The 21632-nt window shown below is 36.6% G+C and carries 22 protein-coding genes; 15 read left to right on the top strand and 7 right to left on the bottom strand.

Going from position 1 to position 21632, the window contains the following annotated elements:
• Positions 1-127 precede the first annotated feature (127 nt).
• On the top strand, positions 128-1204 hold the full coding sequence (locus ACOVO2_RS18120) for an aminopeptidase (RefSeq protein ID WP_421771330.1): 1077 nt from the start codon (positions 128-130) through the stop codon (positions 1202-1204).
• A 31-nt stretch (positions 1205-1235) separates the two neighbouring features.
• Entirely contained in the window at positions 1236-2024 is a 789-nt protein-coding gene (locus ACOVO2_RS18125; RefSeq protein ID WP_421771331.1) for a DUF3108 domain-containing protein, read from the top strand.
• 93 nt (positions 2025-2117) lie between these two features.
• Here the strand turns inward: ACOVO2_RS18125 and ACOVO2_RS18130 are convergent, their stop codons facing one another.
• Complete coding sequence (locus ACOVO2_RS18130; RefSeq protein ID WP_421771332.1) at positions 2118-2408, bottom strand: hypothetical protein; 291 nt, start codon at positions 2406-2408, stop codon at positions 2118-2120.
• Between the two features lie 145 nt (positions 2409-2553).
• Between ACOVO2_RS18130 and ACOVO2_RS18135 the strand changes: the two genes are divergently transcribed.
• From ACOVO2_RS18135 to ACOVO2_RS18155, 5 genes are read left to right on the top strand one after another with little or no spacing between them, the layout of a single operon-like run.
• Positions 2554-3117, top strand: a complete 564-nt coding sequence (locus ACOVO2_RS18135; RefSeq protein ID WP_421771333.1) for a thioredoxin family protein — start codon at positions 2554-2556, stop codon at positions 3115-3117.
• Positions 3118-3163: 46 nt separating this feature from the next.
• Entirely contained in the window at positions 3164-5458 is a 2295-nt protein-coding gene (locus ACOVO2_RS18140) for a fused MFS/spermidine synthase (protein ID WP_421771334.1), read from the top strand.
• 59 nt (positions 5459-5517) lie between these two features.
• Positions 5518-6225 (top strand): matrixin family metalloprotease, encoded by a 708-nt coding sequence (locus tag ACOVO2_RS18145; protein ID WP_421771335.1) that lies wholly within the window; start codon positions 5518-5520, stop codon positions 6223-6225.
• Positions 6226-6276: 51 nt separating this feature from the next.
• Positions 6277-6504, top strand: coding sequence for a DUF433 domain-containing protein (locus ACOVO2_RS18150; protein WP_421771336.1), 228 nt, complete (start codon positions 6277-6279; stop codon positions 6502-6504).
• Between the two features lies 1 nt (position 6505).
• Positions 6506-6862, top strand: a complete 357-nt coding sequence (locus ACOVO2_RS18155; protein WP_421771337.1) for a DUF5615 family PIN-like protein — start codon at positions 6506-6508, stop codon at positions 6860-6862.
• A 73-nt stretch (positions 6863-6935) separates the two neighbouring features.
• Here ACOVO2_RS18155 and clpB read toward each other — a convergent pair whose 3' ends face one another.
• A complete protein-coding gene (clpB, locus tag ACOVO2_RS18160) occupies positions 6936-9566 on the bottom strand; it encodes an ATP-dependent chaperone ClpB (protein ID WP_421771338.1) in 2631 nt (876 codons plus the stop codon).
• Between the two features lie 356 nt (positions 9567-9922).
• On the bottom strand, positions 9923-10213 hold the full coding sequence (locus ACOVO2_RS18165; protein WP_350265266.1) for a hypothetical protein: 291 nt from the start codon (positions 10211-10213) through the stop codon (positions 9923-9925).
• 435 nt (positions 10214-10648) lie between these two features.
• On the opposite strand from ACOVO2_RS18165, the gene ACOVO2_RS18170 reads away from it, so the two are divergent.
• From ACOVO2_RS18170 to ACOVO2_RS18195, 6 genes are all read left to right on the top strand, one after another.
• A complete protein-coding gene (locus tag ACOVO2_RS18170) occupies positions 10649-11068 on the top strand; it encodes an OsmC family protein (RefSeq protein WP_188768333.1) in 420 nt (139 codons plus the stop codon).
• A gap of 71 nt (positions 11069-11139) precedes the next feature.
• Positions 11140-11334: a hypothetical protein gene (locus ACOVO2_RS18175; RefSeq protein WP_421771339.1), complete on the top strand. Its 195-nt coding sequence runs from the start codon at positions 11140-11142 to the stop codon at positions 11332-11334.
• Between the two features lie 126 nt (positions 11335-11460).
• On the top strand, positions 11461-12273 hold the full coding sequence (locus tag ACOVO2_RS18180) for an ion transporter (RefSeq protein WP_421771340.1): 813 nt from the start codon (positions 11461-11463) through the stop codon (positions 12271-12273).
• Positions 12274-12324: 51 nt separating this feature from the next.
• Complete coding sequence (locus tag ACOVO2_RS18185) at positions 12325-13464, top strand: 5-(carboxyamino)imidazole ribonucleotide synthase (RefSeq protein ID WP_421771341.1); 1140 nt, start codon at positions 12325-12327, stop codon at positions 13462-13464.
• 90 nt (positions 13465-13554) lie between these two features.
• Positions 13555-14040, top strand: coding sequence for a 5-(carboxyamino)imidazole ribonucleotide mutase (purE, locus tag ACOVO2_RS18190; protein WP_421771342.1), 486 nt, complete (start codon positions 13555-13557; stop codon positions 14038-14040).
• Positions 14041-14178: 138 nt separating this feature from the next.
• The gene (locus ACOVO2_RS18195) at positions 14179-14895 is read left to right on the top strand and encodes a LysM peptidoglycan-binding domain-containing protein (protein ID WP_421771343.1); all 717 of its coding nucleotides are present in this window, start codon (positions 14179-14181) and stop codon (positions 14893-14895) included.
• 66 nt (positions 14896-14961) lie between these two features.
• Here the strand turns inward: ACOVO2_RS18195 and ACOVO2_RS18200 are convergent, their stop codons facing one another.
• The 3 genes from ACOVO2_RS18200 to ACOVO2_RS18210 all read right to left on the bottom strand — a co-directional run bounded on the left by ACOVO2_RS18200 (position 14962) and on the right by ACOVO2_RS18210 (position 18762).
• Complete coding sequence (locus ACOVO2_RS18200; protein ID WP_421771344.1) at positions 14962-16644, bottom strand: hypothetical protein; 1683 nt, start codon at positions 16642-16644, stop codon at positions 14962-14964.
• Between the two features lie 64 nt (positions 16645-16708).
• Positions 16709-17884, bottom strand: a complete 1176-nt coding sequence (gene hemW, locus ACOVO2_RS18205; protein WP_421771345.1) for a radical SAM family heme chaperone HemW — start codon at positions 17882-17884, stop codon at positions 16709-16711.
• Positions 17885-17985: 101 nt separating this feature from the next.
• Positions 17986-18762, bottom strand: coding sequence for a class I SAM-dependent methyltransferase (locus tag ACOVO2_RS18210; protein WP_421771346.1), 777 nt, complete (start codon positions 18760-18762; stop codon positions 17986-17988).
• Positions 18763-18897: 135 nt separating this feature from the next.
• Between ACOVO2_RS18210 and ACOVO2_RS18215 the strand changes: the two genes are divergently transcribed.
• Together ACOVO2_RS18215 and ACOVO2_RS18220 are read left to right on the top strand one after the other, a co-directional pair.
• Entirely contained in the window at positions 18898-19233 is a 336-nt protein-coding gene (locus ACOVO2_RS18215; RefSeq protein WP_421771347.1) for a hypothetical protein, read from the top strand.
• A gap of 76 nt (positions 19234-19309) precedes the next feature.
• Positions 19310-20302, top strand: coding sequence for a hypothetical protein (locus ACOVO2_RS18220; protein ID WP_421771348.1), 993 nt, complete (start codon positions 19310-19312; stop codon positions 20300-20302).
• A 61-nt stretch (positions 20303-20363) separates the two neighbouring features.
• Here ACOVO2_RS18220 and ACOVO2_RS18225 read toward each other — a convergent pair whose 3' ends face one another.
• Complete coding sequence (locus ACOVO2_RS18225) at positions 20364-21458, bottom strand: chorismate mutase (protein ID WP_421771349.1); 1095 nt, start codon at positions 21456-21458, stop codon at positions 20364-20366.
• Positions 21459-21632 lie beyond the last annotated feature (174 nt).

Raw genomic sequence — 21632 nt, forward strand, 5'->3', positions numbered from 1 at the left:
TAGAGCAACTGACTTGTAATCAGTAGGTCGCTGGTTTGATCCCGGCTGGGGGCTCTAAAAAGAGTTACAATTAACGTTGTAACTCTTTTTTGCGTTTATACGTTATCTATTAAAATATTGGCGTAGTATGAAGCAAAAGATTTTAAGAATACTCAAATATTCGTTCTTGGGTTTATTGGTGGCGTTGATACTTTTCATTGCGTTTAATCTCGATTCGAGTGTTTATGCCTACCGACAAGCCAAAGGGCAACTCAAAATTATATTCAATACTCGTCCTGTCAGTGAAGTTTTGGCCGATAAGTCTTTTCCTGATTCACTAAAAAAACGAATTTTATTAATTGAAGAAATAAAACGCTTTGCGGTTGATTCGTTGGGGCTAAATCCTTCTAATAATTATACGACTTTTTATGACCAACACCAAAAGCCAATCTTGTGGGTAATTACGGCTTGCGAGCCATTGGAGCTGAAAGCCAGAAAATGGGATTTTCCGATTGTGGGAACATTTAGCTACAAAGGTCATTTTGAAAAGGCCATTGCCGATGCCGAACTCAGCAAACTGAAAAAGCAAGGTTTTGATACGCAACTCAATGAAGTATCGGCCTGGAGTACGCTTGGCTACTTGAAAGACCCAATTTTAAGCTCAATGCTCGAAAAATCTGAAGGGCGTTTGGCGGCACTGATAATTCATGAACTAACGCATGGTACGCTTTTTGTAAAAAACAATTTAGAGTTTAACGAAAATCTGGCCGATTTTGTGGGAGACTACGGAGCGATACGTTTTCTGACAAGTAAATACGGCAAGAACTCAAAAGAATTGGAGCGGTATCGGTTCTCAAAAAAATACAATGATGCCTATAGCCAGCATTTATTGAGAGGTGCCAAGAAATTGGATAGTTTGTATAAGAATTTCGATAAAAAAATGACGATTCAAGAAAAGAAACGTCAGAAGATAGCAATGATAAGTACGATTATCAATAAGAGCGATACGCTATTGGCAGGAGAATTTCAGAAACGATTAATTAGCCGCAAGAAATGGGCTTTAAACGACAATAATTTGCCCAACAATGCGTATTTTATTGGGTATCTGACTTATCAAAGCAAACAGAACCAGTTTAATGATGAATTTGTTAAAGAGTATAAAGGAAACTTTAATAATTACTTAACATATTTGAAGCAAAAATATCCGAGTAGTATTGTTTTCTAAAAAGTAGCATCCTTCAAAATTCTAAACTAAAATGAGTTTTCTCAAAAAAATCTTATTTTTATTTATCATTGTCACTACGAGTTCGTTTGTGGTGAGCGATAGCTATCGCTATTTACCGAATCATGCGTTTAAGGCGGGCGAATATTTTGAATACAAAGTTAAATATGGTTTTTTGAGTGTAGGCGAAGCTACTGTTGATGTAAGTCCACAGATTTACTCAGTCAATAATCGTCCGTGTTATCGGGTAAATATTTTTGGCCGTACAACTGGGCTTACTGACCTTTTTCATATTCGAAATACTTATCGTTCGTATTTAGATACTGCGGCTATTTTGCCACAAAAATTCTTGATGGATTTGCAAGAAAATAATTACCGCAAAGAACAAACAATTACTTTCGACCATTTTGCTAATGCAGCCGTGCGGGAACAAAATAAAGAACGTAAAAACTTCAAACTTCCTGATAATGTGCATGATGTGGTTTCGGGGTATTATTTCCTGAGAACGATTGACTTCACGAAAGTAAAAATCGGAGAAACGGTTTCATCAAATATGTTTTTCGATGATGAAATTTACAATATGCGAGTGAAATATAATGGAAAAGGCGTGGTGCGTACGAAATATGGAAAAATCAATGTAATTAAGTTGAACCCTATTTTACCAAAAAATAGTATGTTCGATGGTGAAGATGCTATCAGAATTTGGGTTTCTGATGATAAAAATCGAGTGCCGATTAAAATTGAAGTTGACTTCTCGGTTGGTGGTGCTACAATGGAGTTGAAGAATTACAAAAACACCAAATATGCCTTTGATTGGCAATAGTTGGTGATTAGTTACTGGAAATTGGATATTAGTTTTGTAAAAATATATTCTTAACAAAAAATGCCCTCCCATTCAGAGAAGGCATTTTTTGTTTTATCTACGTCCGTGACTACGGCTGCTTCTATTGTTATTTCCTCGATAACTTCGGTTATAATTACCGTAATTTCGGTGGTAATTTCGACGATTATCGTAGTAATATCTTCTTGGCGGAGCAGTATATACACGCACTTGCGGTCTTATGTATGGTCTGTAACCATAATACGGTCGTGAATAATAACGGTCACGATAGGCATAACCGCTGTAAAAGCAACTCGACAGACTAAGCGACAATAAAGCAAAAATACCTGCCAATGTCAACAAGCGAAGTTTCGATTGATTTTTCATAATTCTAACATTTTTTTATTGTAGATGCTTGAAAACGCTAAAAGGTTGCATTTCATATACCTTCAGACAATTTTAATTCTAAATTCCCTCATTTTTAAAGTTAAAATTTAATTAAATTGCAGGTGCTTTGAAAAAACTGTAATTAATGGCTCTCACTGAATCGAATATGTTACCCATCGGGACAATCGCACCCGATTTTAGTTTGATAGATACTGTATCAGATAAAGTTTTGTCGGTCAATGAATTATTCTCTGATAAAGCCACCATTGTGATGTTTATCTGTAATCATTGTCCGTACGTAATTCATGTAAAAGATGAGTTAGTGCGATTAGCCCACGATTATCAACCTAAAGGTGTCAAACTAGTAGCAATCAGCTCAAATGATATTGAAAAGTATCCACAAGATGGCCCAGAAGCCATGAAAGATTTTGCACGAGAGAATGGCTTTACGTTTCCGTACCTTTACGACGAAACCCAAGAAGTAGCCCGTGCCTACGATGCTGCTTGCACTCCTGACTTCTATATTTTTGATGGAGAAAAGAAACTTCGTTATCGTGGACGATTAGACGAATCTCGTCCGAGAGTCGAACATCCAAAACCAGTTACAGGGAAAGATTTACGAGGGGCCTTAAATGCAATTTTGGAAAATCAGATAATTTCAGAAATGCAGTTTCCGAGTATGGGCTGTAATATAAAATGGAAAAACTAAACACTATCATACAAAAAATATCTTAATCTTAAGCCTAACCTATATAATGCTTAAATCAACTACATCTCAAAGATACCGTTCGTTTTCTTTACTATTTATTTTCTTTTTTTCTGGTTTTGCGGCCCTAATTTATCAGGTTATTTGGCAACGCTGGTTAGTTTTTTACACTGGAATCAGCTCAGTAAGTATAAGTCTAATTGTTTCAGCTTTTATGGCTGGTTTGGGTTTAGGCTACTTGGCGGGTGGCCAAATTGCCGATAAAGTTGGTAAAAATAAACCCATATTATTCTTTGTTTTGGCCGAGTTGGGCATTGGTGCTTTTGCATTGGTCAGTAAATCCATCATTTATGATTGGCTGTATCAGTCAAACGCTCTGGCAGGTGGCTCTCCGTTTCAGACTTACCTCACTTTGTTTCTGCTTTTGCTTTTCCCTACATTTTTGATGGGGCTTTCTCTACCCCTACTTTCAAAAGCGTTTGAACAGAAAAATGCTGAAAATCAGGCAAGTTATATTAGTCTATTGTATTTTACGAATACGCTCGGAGCAGCCGCAGGAACTTTCATCACTACTTTTATTCTGATTAGAGTAATGGGTTTTGAAAATGCCGTACGTTTGGGAGCATCTTTCAATTTCCTCTGTGCCATCACAGCGGGTGTCATTTATTATTTTCAAACGCAAAATACTGGTAATGAAACCGAAACGGACAGTCCAAACACTTTAGATGTAAAGCAAAATACATTTACGTGGAACAAAAACTTCACGTATTGGATACTGCAATACACTGCTTCTGGATTCATGGCGATTTGTTTTGAGATTATCTGGTTTAGAATGATTGAAACCATGATGAAATCAATTGCCCTTACGTTTTCGATTATTCTGACAATCTATTTGGCGATGATGGCAATTGGAACTTACACAGGTGTGAAAATGGCCAAGAGACTTCAAAAGAACCGATTGAAGCTATTTTTGAATACCCAATATGCGTTATATTTATACTCGGTTGGTGCAATTTTGTTACTTCAATGGGTGGTTTCTGATGTTTCGGCACTTTCGTTTTTGTTTGAATATTTCAAAAGCTACGAAACATCTTTTGCTCCTAAAATTGCCTTCTCAACTATGTTTGTAATTCCATTTTTCTTGATGGCAGTACCAACTTTTATAATGGGATTCAGTTTTACGCTTTCACAACTGATTATTCAAGATAAATTCGACGAAGTTGGACGAAAAGTTGGTTGGCTACAATTTGTCAATATTGTTGGTTCTACGATTGGAGCGTGGTTTGTGACACTCGTTGGCTTTAATGAACTCGGCACATCGCTCACAATAAAATTAATCAGCCTCATTGGTTTAGTTTATGTAATTGCTCTTCACCGAAACAAATTCAATAGCCTAATTACTCGACTCTTCATGGGTATTGCATTGATTTTGGTAATTGTTCTGCTGCCAAACAACGAAAAACTATGGATGAAATTTAGTGGAATGTCTGATGAAAAAGCCTTTATCGTAAAAGAAGATGAAACGGCACTATCATTTATCAAAACGCTCGGCGAAGAATCTTATGTTTATGTGAATGGTTTGGGGCAAAGTATGTTTCCATTCAATCGAGACATCACACACTTTACGCTGGGGGCTGTGCCCGCATTGATTCATCCAAACCCTGTCGATATTGGTATCGTTGGACTTGGCTCTGCCTGTACGCTATATAATGCGGGCGGACGTGCCGAAACTAAATCGTTGGATTGTTTTGAGGTAATTGTCAATCAACCAGCAGCCGTGGAAGAATATGTTCGACGAACAAACGATAGCACGGCCTTGTATATCATGAACGATAAAAGAGTAAATGTTATCTTGCAAGATGGACGATACTATTTGCACCAAAATCCGAAACTTTATGATATTCTGGAAGCAGATGCTTTACGCCCGAAATCTTCTTATTCTGGCAATTTATACTCAATAGAATACTTCAAATTGCTGAAATCAAGACTAAAAAAAGGTGGATTAGCCATCACGTGGGGAGCCACAGGCCGAATCAGAAATGGTTTTGCGGAGGTTTTTCCGTATATCTATGAAATTGACGGCTTTATGATAATTGGTACTGACCAACCGCTGGAATTTGACGAAGCCAAAATTCTTGCACGCTTAGAAGATTCTTTTACAAAAAATCACTATGGCCGTGCGGGAATCAAAGTAAGAGAAAACTTAGAAAAAGTGCTTAAAAAGCGAGTAGTATTACAAAATGGCACCGTACAAAAGGCAAAATCTTACAACTCTGATATGTGGCCCAAAGATGAATTTGATTATGGTAAACTCTGGGAGAAAATTCTCGGTAAAGAAGATTAACATCAAACTTTGTGTATTTCTGATTAATTTCAAAGTACATTTTATCTAAAACTGCCGTTATGTATTCAAGGATTTTAATTGCTCTGATTTTATTTATTGTATTGGCTTGTAGCAAATCTGAAACTACACCCCAGACCGATACTACTTGGGAACCAAGCACAATTGATGGGCAGTTTGTTTTTAATACATTTAAGAGTGCTGGTTTGGGCGGCAGCCGAGGTAAAATACAAAAATGGCCACAGAGTGAAGTTTATTATTGGTTTGATAAAGATGGCAGTGGTACAAGTAGTTTGATAGCTATTTCGGATAGTGTTTTTGCTCAGATAAATCAGTATAGCCAATCTACAAAATTTCTCAAAACAAGCGATGAATCGAAAGCAAACATCAAGATTTTTTCGGGGCGAGATACTGAGTTTGAAGCAAAATATAAAATGAGCTTGCAGGGAGAATTGCAAGTTGGAGGAACGGCCTTCATGACGATTTCGAGCAGTAAACAAGAAATCGAAAAAGTTGTGGTCTGGGTAACAAGTGTTTTCCCTACACTCGACCGTCGATTGATAACACGTCATGAAATCGGTCATGCCGTAGGTTTCTCGCATGTACCAACCAAACGCTCAATTATGTGGGATACGATTGATTTAGAATATAATCCGACCGATTTTACGGATGTTGACAAGAACTATATCAAAATCCTTTATGATACTCGTACAAAGGCAGGCATGACCCACGAAGATTTATTTCCTGTTTATAAAAGTGTGCTGAAATGAATTGTTTTGCTTTGGATAAAATTTTACATTTGTTTAGAAAAAGTCAAAAAAATGAATATTTTAGATAGAATTACAATTAATCCGAACGTTTGCCATGGAAAGCCATGTATCAGAGGAATGCGATGGACGGTTGAAATAATTATTGACTTATTAGGTTCGGGAATGAGTATCAATGAAATTATTGAAGACCACCCAGAGTTGGAAAGAGATGACATTTTGGCAAGTTTACAATATGCTAAAATGCTTGTAGCGGGACATACCTTGAAAATTGCTGCTTAATATGAAATTTTTATGTGATGTGCACATTTCATATAAGGTCTGCAAATTTTTAGAACAGTACGGACATCAAGCAATTCATGTAAATAATATACTTGATAAATGGTTTACAGAAGATTCCGCAATTTGTGACTATGCAGACCAAAATGATTGTATCGTAATTACTAAAGATGAAGACTTTAGAGCGAGCTTTTTTATTAAGAAAAAACCTAAAAAATTAGTGAGGATAATCTTAGGTAATATCTCTAACAAAACTTTAACAGAAACTTTACTATACTGTTTGCCAACAATTGAAACATTAAATAAAAATGAATATTTCTTTGTAGAAGTAGGTGAAGAAATAAACGTATTTTATCCATAAAAAAACTCCTGCAAGAAAAACATCTCGCAGGAGTTCCATTCTACTAAACCTAATCTAATTTACCCTATACTACTTATAAGACCTCTTCTACTGAAGCGATATTTTCAAATAAAATTTCACCTTCTGGGCCAAGTTCCATCATCACTACTGAGTCTTTCTGCACTTTTCCAGCTAAAATCTCTTTCGATAGTTCATTCAAGACTCTGCGTTGAAGCACTCGTTTGAGCGGTCTTGCTCCGAAAGTTATATCGTAGCCTTCTTCTCCCAATTTATCCAAAACCGCATCAGATGCTTCGAGGGTAATTCCTTGCTCAGCCAAGCGAGACTGAATTTGTCTGAACTGAATCTGCACGATTCGACGAATATTGATTTTTGTCAATGGGTCGAACAATACGATTTCGTCGATACGGTTCAAAAACTCAGGTCTGACAGATGATTTCAACAAATTCATGACATCGTTCTTGGCTTCTTCTTTGTAGAATAAATGCCAAGCTTTATCATCACCTTTCGACTCAAGGTATTTATCTTGAATGAAATGACTACCGATATTCGAGGTCATTATCACAATCGTATTCTTGAAATTAGCAGTTCGGCCTTTGTTGTCGGTCAAACGTCCTTCGTCAAGCACTTGTAATAAAATATTCCACACATCGGGGTGAGCCTTTTCGATTTCATCCAACAAAATCACACTGTATGGCTTGCGTCTTACGGCCTCGGTCAATTGTCCGCCTTCTTCATAACCCACATATCCTGGAGGCGAACCCACCAATCTGCTCACGGCGTGGCGTTCTTGGTATTCACTCATATCGATACGCACCATTGCCGAATCATCATTGAATAAATACTCGGCCAATGCCTTTGCCAATTCGGTTTTACCAACCCCTGTACTTCCTAAAAATAAGAAGCTACCAATCGGTTTTTTAGGGTCTTGCATACCCGCACGAGAACGACGCACAGCATCGGCCACTAACTCTATGGCTTCCTCCTGCCCTGCCACTCTACGACGAAGTTCATCTTCCAAATGCAATAATTTTTCACGCTCACTTTGCAACATTTTTGTGACAGGAACGCCTGTCCAGCGAGCTACGATTTCAGCAATATTTTCAGCCGTAACCTCTTCATTCAATAAATTATTGGCTGGTTGTTGGTCATTTTTGGCTTGGATTTCGTTCAAGCGATTATTGGTTTCAATCAATTTTCCGTAACGAATCTCGGCCACTTTTCCGTAATCACCGGCACGCTCGGCTTGGTCAGCTTCGATTTTGAGTCTTTCGACTTGTTCTTTCAAAGAGCGGAGTTCGTTTAGCGAACCTTTCTCATTTTCCCATTTAGATTTTAAATCATTGCGTTTTTCGCTCAAATCAGCAATATCTTTGTTTAAAACTGCTTCTTTTTCACGGTTATTTTCACGACGAATCGCTTCACGCTCAATTTCGAGCTGCATGATTTTACGATTCAACTCATCCAACTCTTCGGGCATCGAATCCATTTCAAGGCGAAGTTTCGAGGCTGCCTCGTCCATTAAATCAATGGCTTTATCGGGCAAAAATCTATCGGAAATATATCTATCCGATAACTCAACGGCCGCAATTACGGCATCATCTTGGATTCTTACGCCATGGTGCAATTCGTATTTATCTTTGATTCCACGCAAAATCGAAATGGCATCTTGTACGTTTGGTTCATCAACAATAACTGACTGAAAGCGACGTTCGAGAGCCTTGTCTTTCTCAATATATTTTTGGTATTCGTTGAGTGTTGTTGCTCCTATCGTGTGCAATTCGCCACGAGAAAGAGCAGGTTTCAATAAGTTTGCGGCATCCATCGCTCCTTCTCCGCCAGCACCTGCCCCTACGAGCGTATGAATTTCATCAATAAACAAAATCATCTCACCGTTTGAGTCAGTCACTTCTTTGATTACGGCTTTCAGACGCTCCTCAAACTCTCCTTTATATTTTGCACCCGCAATCAATAAACCCATATCAAGCGATACGATGGTTTTTGATTTTAAGTTTTCGGGAACATCGCCCGACACAATTCTCTGAGCTAAACCTTCTACGATGGCGGTTTTTCCGACACCTGGCTCACCTAATAATATTGGGTTGTTTTTAGTACGGCGTGAGAGAATCTGCAAAACTCGGCGGATTTCTTCGTCACGACCAATTACTGGGTCAATTTTGCCTTTTCGTGCCAAATCATTCAGATTTTTGCTATAACGAGAAAGGGCTTGGTAAGTATTTTCGGCGTTTTGGTCTTTCACTGTGTTGTTTCCTCTTAGTTCTTTAATGGCTACTTTTAAGTTTTTTTCATTCAAATTATTCTCTTTCAACAAACTCGCTACCGAGTCTTTTCCTGCAGCCAAACTTAAAAGTAGGAGTTCGACACTCACAAATTCATCACCAAATTCTTTCATTAAGTTGGTGGCTTTACTCAATGCTTGGGCAGTATCGTTGCTCAAATACACTTGGCCTGTTCCTCCCGAAACTTTCGGATAGGCAGCCACAATGCTTTCGAGTTTGGGCTGTATGGTTTCTTTCTTGGCTGCTGCTTTATTCAACAAAAAAGTAGCAGTATTGGCATCTTCTTCTAAAATTGCTTTCAAGATATGCCCTGTTTCGATTGCCTGTTGGCCATTGCCGAGGGCAATCTCCGAAGCCTTCTGAATTACTTCTTGAGCTTTAATGGTATACTGGTTAAAATTCATAGCTTTTTATATTTAGTAGCAGTAATAGTCGATAGACGACAGTACAGAGTAATATAACGTTTCTGTTAAATTATTTTAAACGAACACAAAATGACAATTGTTCAAATTCGGATACTTAAGTTTCAATTTTCATATTTGTATTACGCAGAGATACTCATCAAAAAGTATGCAGAGGTGTGTTTTTCGGAAAAAATGGCCGAAAACGCTTAAAATCTTTTAATTTCAAACGACAAAAAGGCAGGAATTGCAAAATTCAGGAAAGATAAAAATGACAAAACTGCATAAATGAAAAGGGCAAAACAACCGAAGTCATTTTGCCCTTATGAATAGTTATATAGTTTGTTTAGAGAAGTCTCTTAGAAGAATCTTGAAAATGCTGTAATTACAAATACAAAAATAGATGCCCACATTGGTACACGACGAGCTTTATATGTTGCTTCTTGAAATGCCTTTAGGTATTCTAAACGCATCCAAACACCAACTGCTAAAAGTAAGCAAAATGTAGAACTCGCAAACTTAAATGCCATGGCGTGCATCGGTTCTAATGAAAAGTATAGGAAAATATTTACTAACAAAAGTAGGATTCCAAGAAGAGCGAATACCTTAAATGACCATGTGTAAGTTTCTTTGTCTATGTTATTTCTCATGATTTTGCTGTTTTGTGATGCAAATATAGTAGAATAATTCGACACCTGTCAAGTAATTTTTAAATTATTTTGTAAAATACAGATATAGCCAAATAATATTTGGCACACATTCTTTTTATAGTAAATTAAAATATTGGAATAGTACAATAATATTTTTCATAAAACACCAATTATAGGTTTAATTTTAACTCAATTCTAAGATAAAATTACCTAAAACAAGAAAAATAGGTTTAAGTGTAAGTTTTATACAGAAACATTAAAATATAACTATTCTAATATATTTATATATCTTTCAAATAGTAGTTCAATATTTTATATCTTTAGTCGATTTATAAAAAACTTTTTCACGAAAGATTCTAAAGAATTGATTTCTTGTTTAGAGAAACTTTCTTTTACTTTGAATATGTTATCAGAAAAACAGCTATTAATAATCGAATGAAAGTAGAATTAGTAAGAGTCGATGACGCCTTCCATTTTGAAGCCGTCGGTACAGCAGGTACGGTCAACCACATGGATGCTAATGTTGATATTGGCGGCCATAATTTAGGAGCAAGACCAATGGAAATGCTTTTGATGGGTTTGGGCGGCTGCACAGCGATTGATGTAATCTTGATTTTAAAAAAACAACGCCAAGTAATTGATGATATCAGAATATCGGTAGAAGGTGAGCGTGTGAAAATCGAGGGTACTGAGATGAGTCCGTTTCGCAAGATAAACATACATTTTGCATTCAAAGGTCAGCTCGACCAAGCAAAAGTTGAGCGTGCTATTCAACTTTCGATGGAAAAATACTGCTCGGCGACAGCTCAGTTTAGTCCAACCGCCGAAATTACGCATACACTTTCTATCAATTAAAAAATTTTGGTATAATATTTGACTTTTAACAGCTATTCTTTTCTTGTTTAAAAATCTTAAAATATTCTATCATGAAAAAGTTAATCGTAGTTTTCGCATTGGTAGCATCGGCGTCCACAGTCGTCTTGGCCGTAGAAAAAGAAAAAGGTGGGCGTAAAGCTCGCAGAGAAGCAGCAAAAAAAGAAATGAAATGCTGCGATAAAGAAATGTCAAAAGAATGCAAAAAAGAAAGCAAAGCTTGTTGCGAAAAGAAAGCAGAACAATAATCTTATTTTCTATAATCAATTGAGTAAGTAAAAGGGTCAATGAGCAATCGTTGACCTTTTTCTTGTTTTATTTATATCCGATTGCTTTTTTTCTTAAATTAGACGAATAAATACTACCTACATTTAATGAGTCCGACTGTTTCGTTACGCAAACACGTACATAATATCCTCGAAATTACTTGGCATCGAAAGCTTGGTCTGAGTTTTTGGGTGAATATTTTTCTTACCATAGTTATTTCGCTCAATGCAATAGCTATAATTCTTGATACCGTACCGAATATTCACCAAAAATACCATCAAATTTTGCTTGACTTTGAGGTATTTTCAGTCATTGTTTTTACAGTAGAATATATTTTACGTTTATGGTCTTGCGTCGAAGATCCAAATTTTTCACATCCAATTAAAGGTAGGCTAAAATTTATTTTTTCGGCATGGGGATTGGTCGATTTGCTTTCAATTGCTCCATTTTATGTCTCCATCTTCATTACTGACTTAGGTTTTATTCGTATCCTCCGCTTACTCCGAATGCTTCGCTTGTTTAGAGTAAGTAAATATTTCCATGCGTTGAGGGTTATTCAAAAAGTGATGAAAGAAAAGCAAGAAGAACTCGTGCTGAGTTTTGTCTTTATTGTTTTTGTGTTAATTATTTCGTCGAGTACACTTTATTATTTTGAGCATGAAGTGCAGCCAACTAAATTTTCGAGTATCCCAGAAGCCATGTGGTGGGGAGTTAACGCCATGACAACCGTTGGAGATGCCGATTATCGACCCATAACTCCCATCGGCAAAATCATTGGAGGCATAATTGCCATTCTTGGGGTGGCACTTTTTGCCTTGCCGACTGGTATCTTGGCATCGGGTTTTGCTGAGCAAATGCGTGGACAAAAGCAAAAAATTAAGTGTCCACACTGCGGAAATGAGTTCAATCATTTGCATTAAGATTGCTTTTCGATGATGCCATGCTTATCTTTGCACAAAAAAAACTTCTTCGTGCAATTCGATAACTCAAAAAAACTCGGTATTCTTGGCGGTGGCCAACTCGGCAGAATGATTATTCAAGCTGCTATCGACTTCGACTTCACTATTAAATCGCTTGACCCCGACCCTGATGCACCTTGCAAGCACATTGCCCATGAATTTGTGAATGGTTCGCTGAAAGATTTTGATACGGTAATGGCTTTTGGGCAAGACTGTGATATAATTACGATTGAAATTGAAAATGTCAGCATCGAAGCACTCGAAGCATTCGAAAAACAAGGAAAATTGGTATATCCGCAGCCTTCGGTTCTACGCCTGATTCAAGACAAACGTATTCAAAAGCAATTTTATAAAGAAAATAACCTTCCGACAGCCGATTTTATACTGACCGAAAATCAGGCCGATGTAAAAAATTACGTCGATTTTCTGCCAGCAGTTCATAAACTCGGTACGGGTGGCTACGATGGCAAAGGTGTGCAAGTAATACGCACAGAAGCTGACTTAGCGAAAGCATTCGACCAACCAAGTGTATTAGAAAAAATGGTTGACTTCGAGAAAGAACTGGCCGTGATTGTAGCCCGTAATGCCAGCGGAGAAATCAAAACTTTCCCTGTCGTGGAAATGGTGTTTCATCCAGAAGCCAACTTGGTAGAATATCTCTTTGCTCCTGCCGAAATTTCTGCTGAAATAGAAGCACAAGCCGAGCAAGTAGCCATCAAAACCGCCGAAGCCTTTGGCGTAGTGGGTTTATTAGCGGTGGAGATGTTCTTGACAAAAGATGGGCAAATCCTGATCAATGAAGTTGCACCTCGCCCACACAACAGCGGGCACCAAAGCATCAGAGCCAACGATGTTTCGCAGTATGAGCAGCACTTAAGATCCATTTTTGATTTACCTCTTGGAAGCACAAAAGCACACTCAAAAGCTGCCATGGTAAATTTATTAGGCGAAGATGGCCATTCGGGCGAAGCCGTTTACGAAGGTATGAATGAAGTTTTAGGCGTTGAGGGCGTGCATCCATTTCTTTATGGAAAGAAAATCACGAAGCCTTTCCGAAAAATGGGACATATAACGATTATCGACCAAAATTTTGATAAATTAAAAGAAAAGGTCATTTTTGTAAAAGAAAAACTAAAAGTAGTTACGAAATGAATTGAGAATGTAGAATTAAGAATTAAGAATTATCACAAAAAATAATTCCTAATTCTCAATTCATAATTCTTAATTCTTAATTGAAATAAGATGGTTGGAATCATAATGGGTAGTTTATCCGACTGGAAAGTCATGTCGGCAGCAGTTGAAATATTAGAACAATTCGGAATTCCTTATGAAAAAGAGGTAGTTTCGGCACATCGCACACCCCAAAAAATGCTTGATTATGCACATTCGGCAAGGAAAAGAGGCCTAAAGGTAATCATTGCAGGTGCCGGCGGTGCTGCTCACTTACCTGGTATGGTTTCATCAAGTACGACACTACCGGTGATTGGTGTACCTATCAAATCAAGCAATTCGATTGATGGTTGGGATTCGATTTTGTCGATTCTTCAAATGCCTGCCGGTGTACCAGTTGCTACTGTTTCGTTGAATGGTGCAAAAAATGCAGGAATTTTAGCGGCCCAAATCTTAGGAGCTAACGATGAAGAAATTGCAAAAAAATTACGAAACTATGCCGAGGGCTTGAAAGACCTGGTTGAGGAAATGAATGAGGAACTGAAAAAAACTGTATAAGCACTTTTACAAAATACGCTGTAACTGAATTGATATCCAGATAATTATCGCTATTTTAGCCAATTAGAATTTATCAGTGCTAGTTACACAACAATCATAAAACTTGTTTTCCTATTTATAATTTAAACTCCTTTTCCCATGCAGTTCGAAGACCGAGATAATCGAGAACAACGTAATGAACGTCCTAAAGAGCCTGCCCGCAACCTGCCAATGGCTGTTTTGTTGGTACTTGTGGGTATTATTTGTGCTTTGCTTTACATTGGCTGGAAGTATATGTCAGATGATACTTCGGGTAGTGATGACCTAACCGCAGTTCCGGCCGACACTGTAGCGAAAGCCATAAGTAACCAACCACAAGAAGAAGCTCCCGTTGAAGAAACTTCAAGCACAACTCCTGTATCAACCGATGGTTTACCAGAGGTTTCAGTGCCCAAAATTGGTGATAAAAATGAAGCAACAGCAGTAAAAGAAGAAAAACCAAAAGAGGAGAAGCCTAAAGAGGAAAAACCAAAGGAAGAAAAACCTAAAGTTGAAATTCCAGCGGGCGGAGAAACATATACCCATACAGTTGGCGAAGGTGAAACTTTCTTTGGTATTGCCAATCGTTATAATATAAAGAAGGAAACACTAAAAGCAATGAACCCAGGTGTTGATGAAAGCGGTATTAAGGTTGGAGTTACTAAACTTAAAGTTCGTATCAAAGCCGTTCATACAGTAGGTCCTGGCGATATTATTAGAGTAGTGAGCAATAAGTATGGTGTTTCTCAAACACTTATTATGCAAGCCAACAAAAAGACTAAAAACTACGCCGCTCGTGGCGAAAAATTGATTATTCCATTTGCTGAAAAGCAGTAATCAATTTTAAATACAACAAAAAAGCCATTCCGAGGAATGGCTTTTTTGTTGTACGGTGGAGATTTTTCAGAGACTTACTTTAATTATTTGGCCATCACCAACTTTATTACCTTCATAAACAAAGTAAATTAAACCTTTGGCTTCATCATAGATAAAGTTTTTCGTAAGAGAAATTGAAACAGGAACAAAACCGTCTTTTGGAATCACATTAAAGACATTTTTTTTCTCATCTAATGTAATAATTGAATTGCCATTATCATGCGTTACCACTAAATACTTCTGCCCATTCTTTTCAATTGGATAAACATTAATAGGTTCTTTCGATGGTTTTTGTTTGATAATTAGGTTTCTGTAAGTAACAGTAAAATCTGGATTTATTTCATTCAAAATCAAACCAGTATAATATTTTTCAGTTGCCTTAGAGCCATCTTTTTGAACAACCTCTTTACTTTCAGTCATGACCGAATAATCATAAAATTTCCCTTTAGAATAAGTCGGGTTGCTTACATAAAGACTAAAACCAGGTGTTCCTGCTGATGCGGCATATTTAGCTGGCTCCACTTTTGTTGCCGAAACTTTACCTTTAGCATCAATTACTAAATTTTCAAAACTACTTTTTGTAAATGATGTATAAGTAGTATTAAGAATATTAAGTTTATTGTCTTTTTCGATTACAAACATCGGATTTACGTACCAATCTTTTTCAGGATTTTCACCGTTTGTAAACTCATTTTTAAATTTCAATTTACCATCCGTACCAAAATAATATGCTTGATATTTATTCTCAACAGGGTCTTTTTGCTTTTTAGCTCCCATTGTTTGAGCGTTTCCAAAAATGTAAAGTACACCTGTCATTTCTCCATTCTCACCAAACACATTCATCATCGAAATCATACTTCTAATAAACTCAGGCTTATAAACTTCTTTACTAATAAAGTTTCCTTCAGCATCATAATTTATGAAACAAAAATTACGATACATCGCATAATTATCATCTTTATTTTCTTCTGAAACCATCTGAATATAAGTACCGTTAGGTAGCTTAGCATAAGAACTTACACCAGTATTAAATGTAAAAAAACCTTTGAAATTCGTCTCCCATTTTTCTTTTTGAAGAATCGTTTCTTCATTTTTTCTTAAAATGTAGCCATTTCTGAGTTCAAATTTATTTATATTTTTTGCAGCATTTAATCTTGGATTTTTATTTCCCAATAATCCATCTCCTTTACTAAACAAAGCAGTATTCGTATAAATAGGTAAAGCTTTTTCAAAATCTGGATTTAGAGCTAAAAAACTTTTATAATCAACCGAAATATCTTTATTTTTTGGAAAATCAACCCCTGTTCCAAATGGAGGCTCATCAATTTCATACTTCTTACCTGCTTCTAAATCAACAGGTGAAACATAACCATTTTTTTTATCTATCTGAACCAAATTATTATCAAATGTCAAAGTAGTTACATAAGGCAAATATGATAAATAATCACTACCTGAAAACCCTTGCAAGCCACCGAGTATTTTACCCGCTTTTGTTTTAGCTTCAACTTTTTCTTTGATATTGGCTCTTATACCATGAAATGAATAAACTTTTAATGTCCCATTTTCAGGATTAAGTGTCATATTTGACAAAAAAGGACGCATCGTTGGACTAAGTTTTTCTAATTCATTGTAACTAAAAGGTTGGACTTTTTCGATTTTCTGTGCAACAGCAGGCAGTGTTAAAAGTAGCAGTAATGTTGTTTTTTTCATTCTTGTTTGATTTAGTTTTAATTAAAATATGGTAGATTTATTTGAATACTATAAAACATTGAACTCACACCAAAAACAAATCACTCGCAATCCTATCGGCGAATAATTTACCTTTTTGTGTAAGTGTGAGTAACTGATTATCAAGACTTAGAAAGTTTTGAGAAAGATTTTGTCGTAGTACTTCTTCGTTGGATTTCAGCCATTTTTGCCCCACCATTTTTTCTATCTCGGTTAAATCACAGCCCCATTTGGTTCGAAGACCAGTCATGACATAATCGTTTACTTTTTCTTCGGGAGTCAGAATTTCATAATCGGCAGGAACTTGTCCGAGTGTAAGAGCTTTGATATATGCAGGGTTATTCGAGACATTAAACTGGCGAGATTCACCATTAAATGAATGAGCCGATGGCCCTACACCTAAATATTCGTGGCGTTTCCAGTATGAAGTATTGTGTCGAGAATAGCGATTATCCCTACAAAAATTAGAGATTTCGTATTGTTCATAGCCAGCCTCTGCCAAAGTATTTACCAAAATATCGAACTGTTGCGAAGCAAATTCCTCATCAATTGGTGGTATCTTATTGATTTGTAACCATTTACCAAAAACGGTTTTGGGTTCGATTGTTAGGCAATACGACGAAATATGAGGTACCTTCAACATGATTGCCTTTTCTAAATCTCGTTGCCAAATCTGATGAATTCCGTGCGTATACTCTGACTGAGTTTTTTGCAGTTTTTTAGGAAGCGTCAGTAATGGGTGGATTCCGTAAATCAAATCAATCGTAAGATTTTCGAAGCCCATTTCTTGAGCCAGTCGCACACAATCTTCGGCATGCTGCGAAGTATGAATACGATTGAGATATTTCAGATGATTATCATCGAAGGACTGAATACCAATGCTTAGGCGATTAAAACCAAATCTTTGAAGAATTGCCAGACGGTCACGAGTGATGTCGTCGGGGTTGGCTTCCATGGTTATCTCAATGTCGTCGGCGAAGGTATAATGTTTCTTGATTGTCTCAAAAATATCATACAATTCGTTCATATTCAACAACGAAGGAGTACCGCCGCCAAAGTAGATAGTCTCTAATCGCTTGTTTTTCAAGTAATTAGCCTGTAAATCTATTTCTCGACAAATAGCTTCTACAACCGTTGTTTTCAACGAAAGATTCGTACTGAAATGAAAATCACAGTAATGACACGCCCGACGGCAAAAAGGTATGTGGAGGTAAAGGTGCAATCATTTTCCTAATTTTCCCCTCCTTCTTTTAAGGAGGGGTGTCCTGACGAAGTCGGACGGGGTGGTTGAAATTGTAGAATAAAGCAATTTAGAAAGTTGCTCTACTTGGTAGCCACAAAAAAGAAATCAATACATTTTTCTGGCTCGTTAGAAACATGAAAATCGGTTACATCAATCGAAGCAGCCAAACTGCCTGTTTCGGCCATTAGTTTGTTTCTATTGAAGCGATTCAAAAATTCGTAAGGTGCTCGAAGCATCCAAGCTGGCAAGCGGTGTTGTAAATCAAAAATATCAAAACGCATGATTTTATTCACCGATTGTTTGTTTTCTTCGTAGTAATCCCACACTTTTTTATTTCCGCCCACTCCCATTGTTTCTACTTTAGAGAAATATTTTTGCATCAATGAGCGTAATTCTTGCGTATCATATTCACGTACGTGCCAAGGATTTCGGCTTAATGAATATGGACGATTGACTGTAGTAAGTAACACTCGTCCGTTTGGCTTCAAAACACGAGCAATTTCGGCCAAAAATTTATGGTCGTCTTGAATGTGTTCGATAACCTGAAAAGTTACTACGTAATCGAAGGTATTATCTTTGAATGCAGAAAGATGCGGCAAATCTGCTGTCTGAAAAGTATGTTTCGGATAAGCCGCTTGAAGCTGGTCTATCAGAGGTTGATTCTTGTCAAGGCCTGTATAATGGTCACATTTTTCGATGAGGGTTTCAACGCCTCTTCCCCAGCCACAGCCTAATTCTAAAACATTTCCACTAATAATTTTTGCCGCTTCTACATACGGAAAGTATAAGCGTTGATGAACAGGATTATCCGATGGAATTTCGGCACTCGTGATTTCGGTGGTTGCGTATTTACTCACTTCTATAATGTTTTTTTTGCAAAGATAGGGAAGAATTAGGAATTAAGAATTGAGAATTGAGAATTATGCTGTTTATGTTTGAAATTTTGCTCAAAATCATTCGTTTATTGTAAAAAGCCTAACCATAAATTTACTATGAAAAAAGTGTTATTTATCTTTGGATTTTTACTATGTTTCAACTTCGCTTTCGCCCAAATTGATATTTATCGTTCACATTCGTCTTTTATTCCAAGCATCAATTTCAATAAAACCAAGCCTTCTTTTCGCAATAATTTACTTTTTCTACAAAACAAGCCACTCATATCTCAATATTTACCTAAAAAACGAGATTGTTATTATCTTCTGGCTTCGCAAACTTCTATATGTTTTAATCGAGAAATAAATCTGGATGCTATGAGCCGACAAACAAAACAATTATTCTTCAAGATGAAAATGTGGGGCTGGTTTGTTCCACGAACTGAGCGTCGTTAACGAAGAAAGTTTTTACAATGATTTTCCAACTTTTTTCATTATTTTTCGTCAATGAAATAAATCAAAGTTTATGTCATTGAAGAGATTAAATTTTATATGCTTAGTCAGTTTTGTATGTTCAATTTCTTGTAAAAAAGAGGTAATCTCAGAACTACAAAATACTGATATTAAGGAGTTATACCCTCTAAAAAACAGTAATGTAGTATCGAGAAAACTCGTAAAAAGCTATGAAATAAAAAACACAAGCGATACTTATTATTTAGAAAAAAGTAAGGAGATTGGAATCAAGTTTTCTTATGATTCAAAAGGTAATGTCATAAAATTTGAGCATTTCTACACGGAAAATAAATACAAATATAATAATTTGGGTTTACCGATTTTCAGATACAGTTCCGCTGATTTGGGCTTTGTTGAACAAGAATTTTTCTACGATAATAACAACTTATTGATACAAGTTAAAGACCATTTTTTGTATGATAAGAGTTTTCTGCGACAGTATGACTTCAATTATGATGCAGATGGCCAATTATCTACGTACAGTATGCGGGAATCAAATGCTATCATTAATAATTTTCAAAGCATACAATTTAGAAATAACCAAATTATTTCAACCTACAACAAATCTCAAGATACAATTACTATAAATTCACAAAACTTACCCAACAAACTCAATAATTCGCTCATCAAATATTCTATTAAAGATAATACCGTAACGATTGAATCTATCAACAATAATTTGGTTGAAAGGTATGTGGTGATAGAGTTTGACAATAAAAATAAGCCTACAATTCCGTTACCGCAATACTTGAATCTTAACCCTTATCCACTTAATAAACTTTTACTCAATATCATTGAATATGCCGACAAAAATCCGTTGAAAATATCGTCGTATAATAGAAGAAATAATACTGAAAACTTGGTTTTATCTGATGAAACAATTTTCAATTACAAATACGATTCGGATAATTATCCAACAGAGATTCAGCGGAATAAAATTATTTATAATTATCTAAGTGTAGGCTCTCCTCCAGTCAAATCCAATCAGATTATAAAAATAGAGTATCAATAAAATAAAAAAAACGTGCCACACTTTTGAAGTATGACACGTTTAGTTTTCTATAATTCACTAATTAAGCAGGTTGTTGGTTCATCACCTCTGTTTGCTTACGGATAGATTCCATGTGAATCAATTTGAACATTTCTTCAACTAATTCAGGGTAAAGGTTTAATTTTTTACCTAAATCAGCACGGTTGTTGTGCAATTCTTTCCAACGGTCAAGTTGCAAAACAGCCACGTTATTTTCACGTTTGTATTCTCCCAATTTCTCAACAACCGACATACGAGCTGCCAATACTTCGAGTAATTCACGGTCGATGTTATCAATTTTCTGACGTAATTGGTCTAATTCGTTTTGGAATTCTACACCATAAGAAGCCTTACGGATTTCCAATGATTTCAACATTTCGCCCAAAGCTTCTGGAGTTAATTGTTGAGATGCATCAGACCATGCTTCGTCAGGGTTGCGGTGCGATTCAATGATTAAACCATCATAGTTTAAGTCTAATGCACGTTGAGCCAATTCGTACAAATAAGCACGCTTTCCAGCCATGTGACTTGGGTCGCCGATGATTGGTAATTGAGGGAAAAGTGTTTTCAACTCAACCGCCATTTGCCACATTGGTGAATTACGGAATTTTGTTTCTTGGGCATTCGAGAAACCACGGTGAATAGCCGCCATTTTCTTGATACCTGCTCCAGCGATACGCTCAAACGCTCCCACCCAAAGAGCTAAATCTGGGTTCACTGGGTTTTTGATTAATACTGGCACGTCAACACCTTTCAAAGCATCAGCTAAATCCTGTACGTTAAAAGGGTTTACGGTTGTTCTTGCACCAATCCAAAGGATGTCGATGCCATATTTCAATGCTAACTCAATGTGTTGAGGTGTAGCTACTTCGATTGCAACTGGTAAACCTGTTTGTTTTTTTGCTTCAACCAACCACGGCAAAGCAGCTTCTCCCATGCCTTCAAAACTACCTGGACGAGTACGAGGTTTCCAAACACCTGCACGTATCACATGTGCATAGCCTTCTTTAGCAATGCGTGATACGGTTTCCGAAACTTGTTCTTCGGTCTCGGCACTACACGGCCCAGCGATAATCAATGGCTTCCCTGCGGTATCAATCCAACTGCTAAGAGGAAGTACGTCTAAATTTGCTTTCATTAGTTAATTAAAGGAGCGAGCTAACTCGCTTTTATAAAAAAATCAAAAAAAATACACCTTAAATGTAATATATTTGCACCGGATTTCAAGCAAAAACTATTTCTATTTAATACTTTTTCTTGAAATAATACAACTCATCAACAAAACTATTTATTTTAAAAAATTAAAATCGAC

The sequence above is a fragment of the Emticicia sp. genome, assembly GCF_049241225.1.
Classification (GTDB): Bacteria; Bacteroidota; Bacteroidia; order Cytophagales; family Spirosomataceae; genus Emticicia.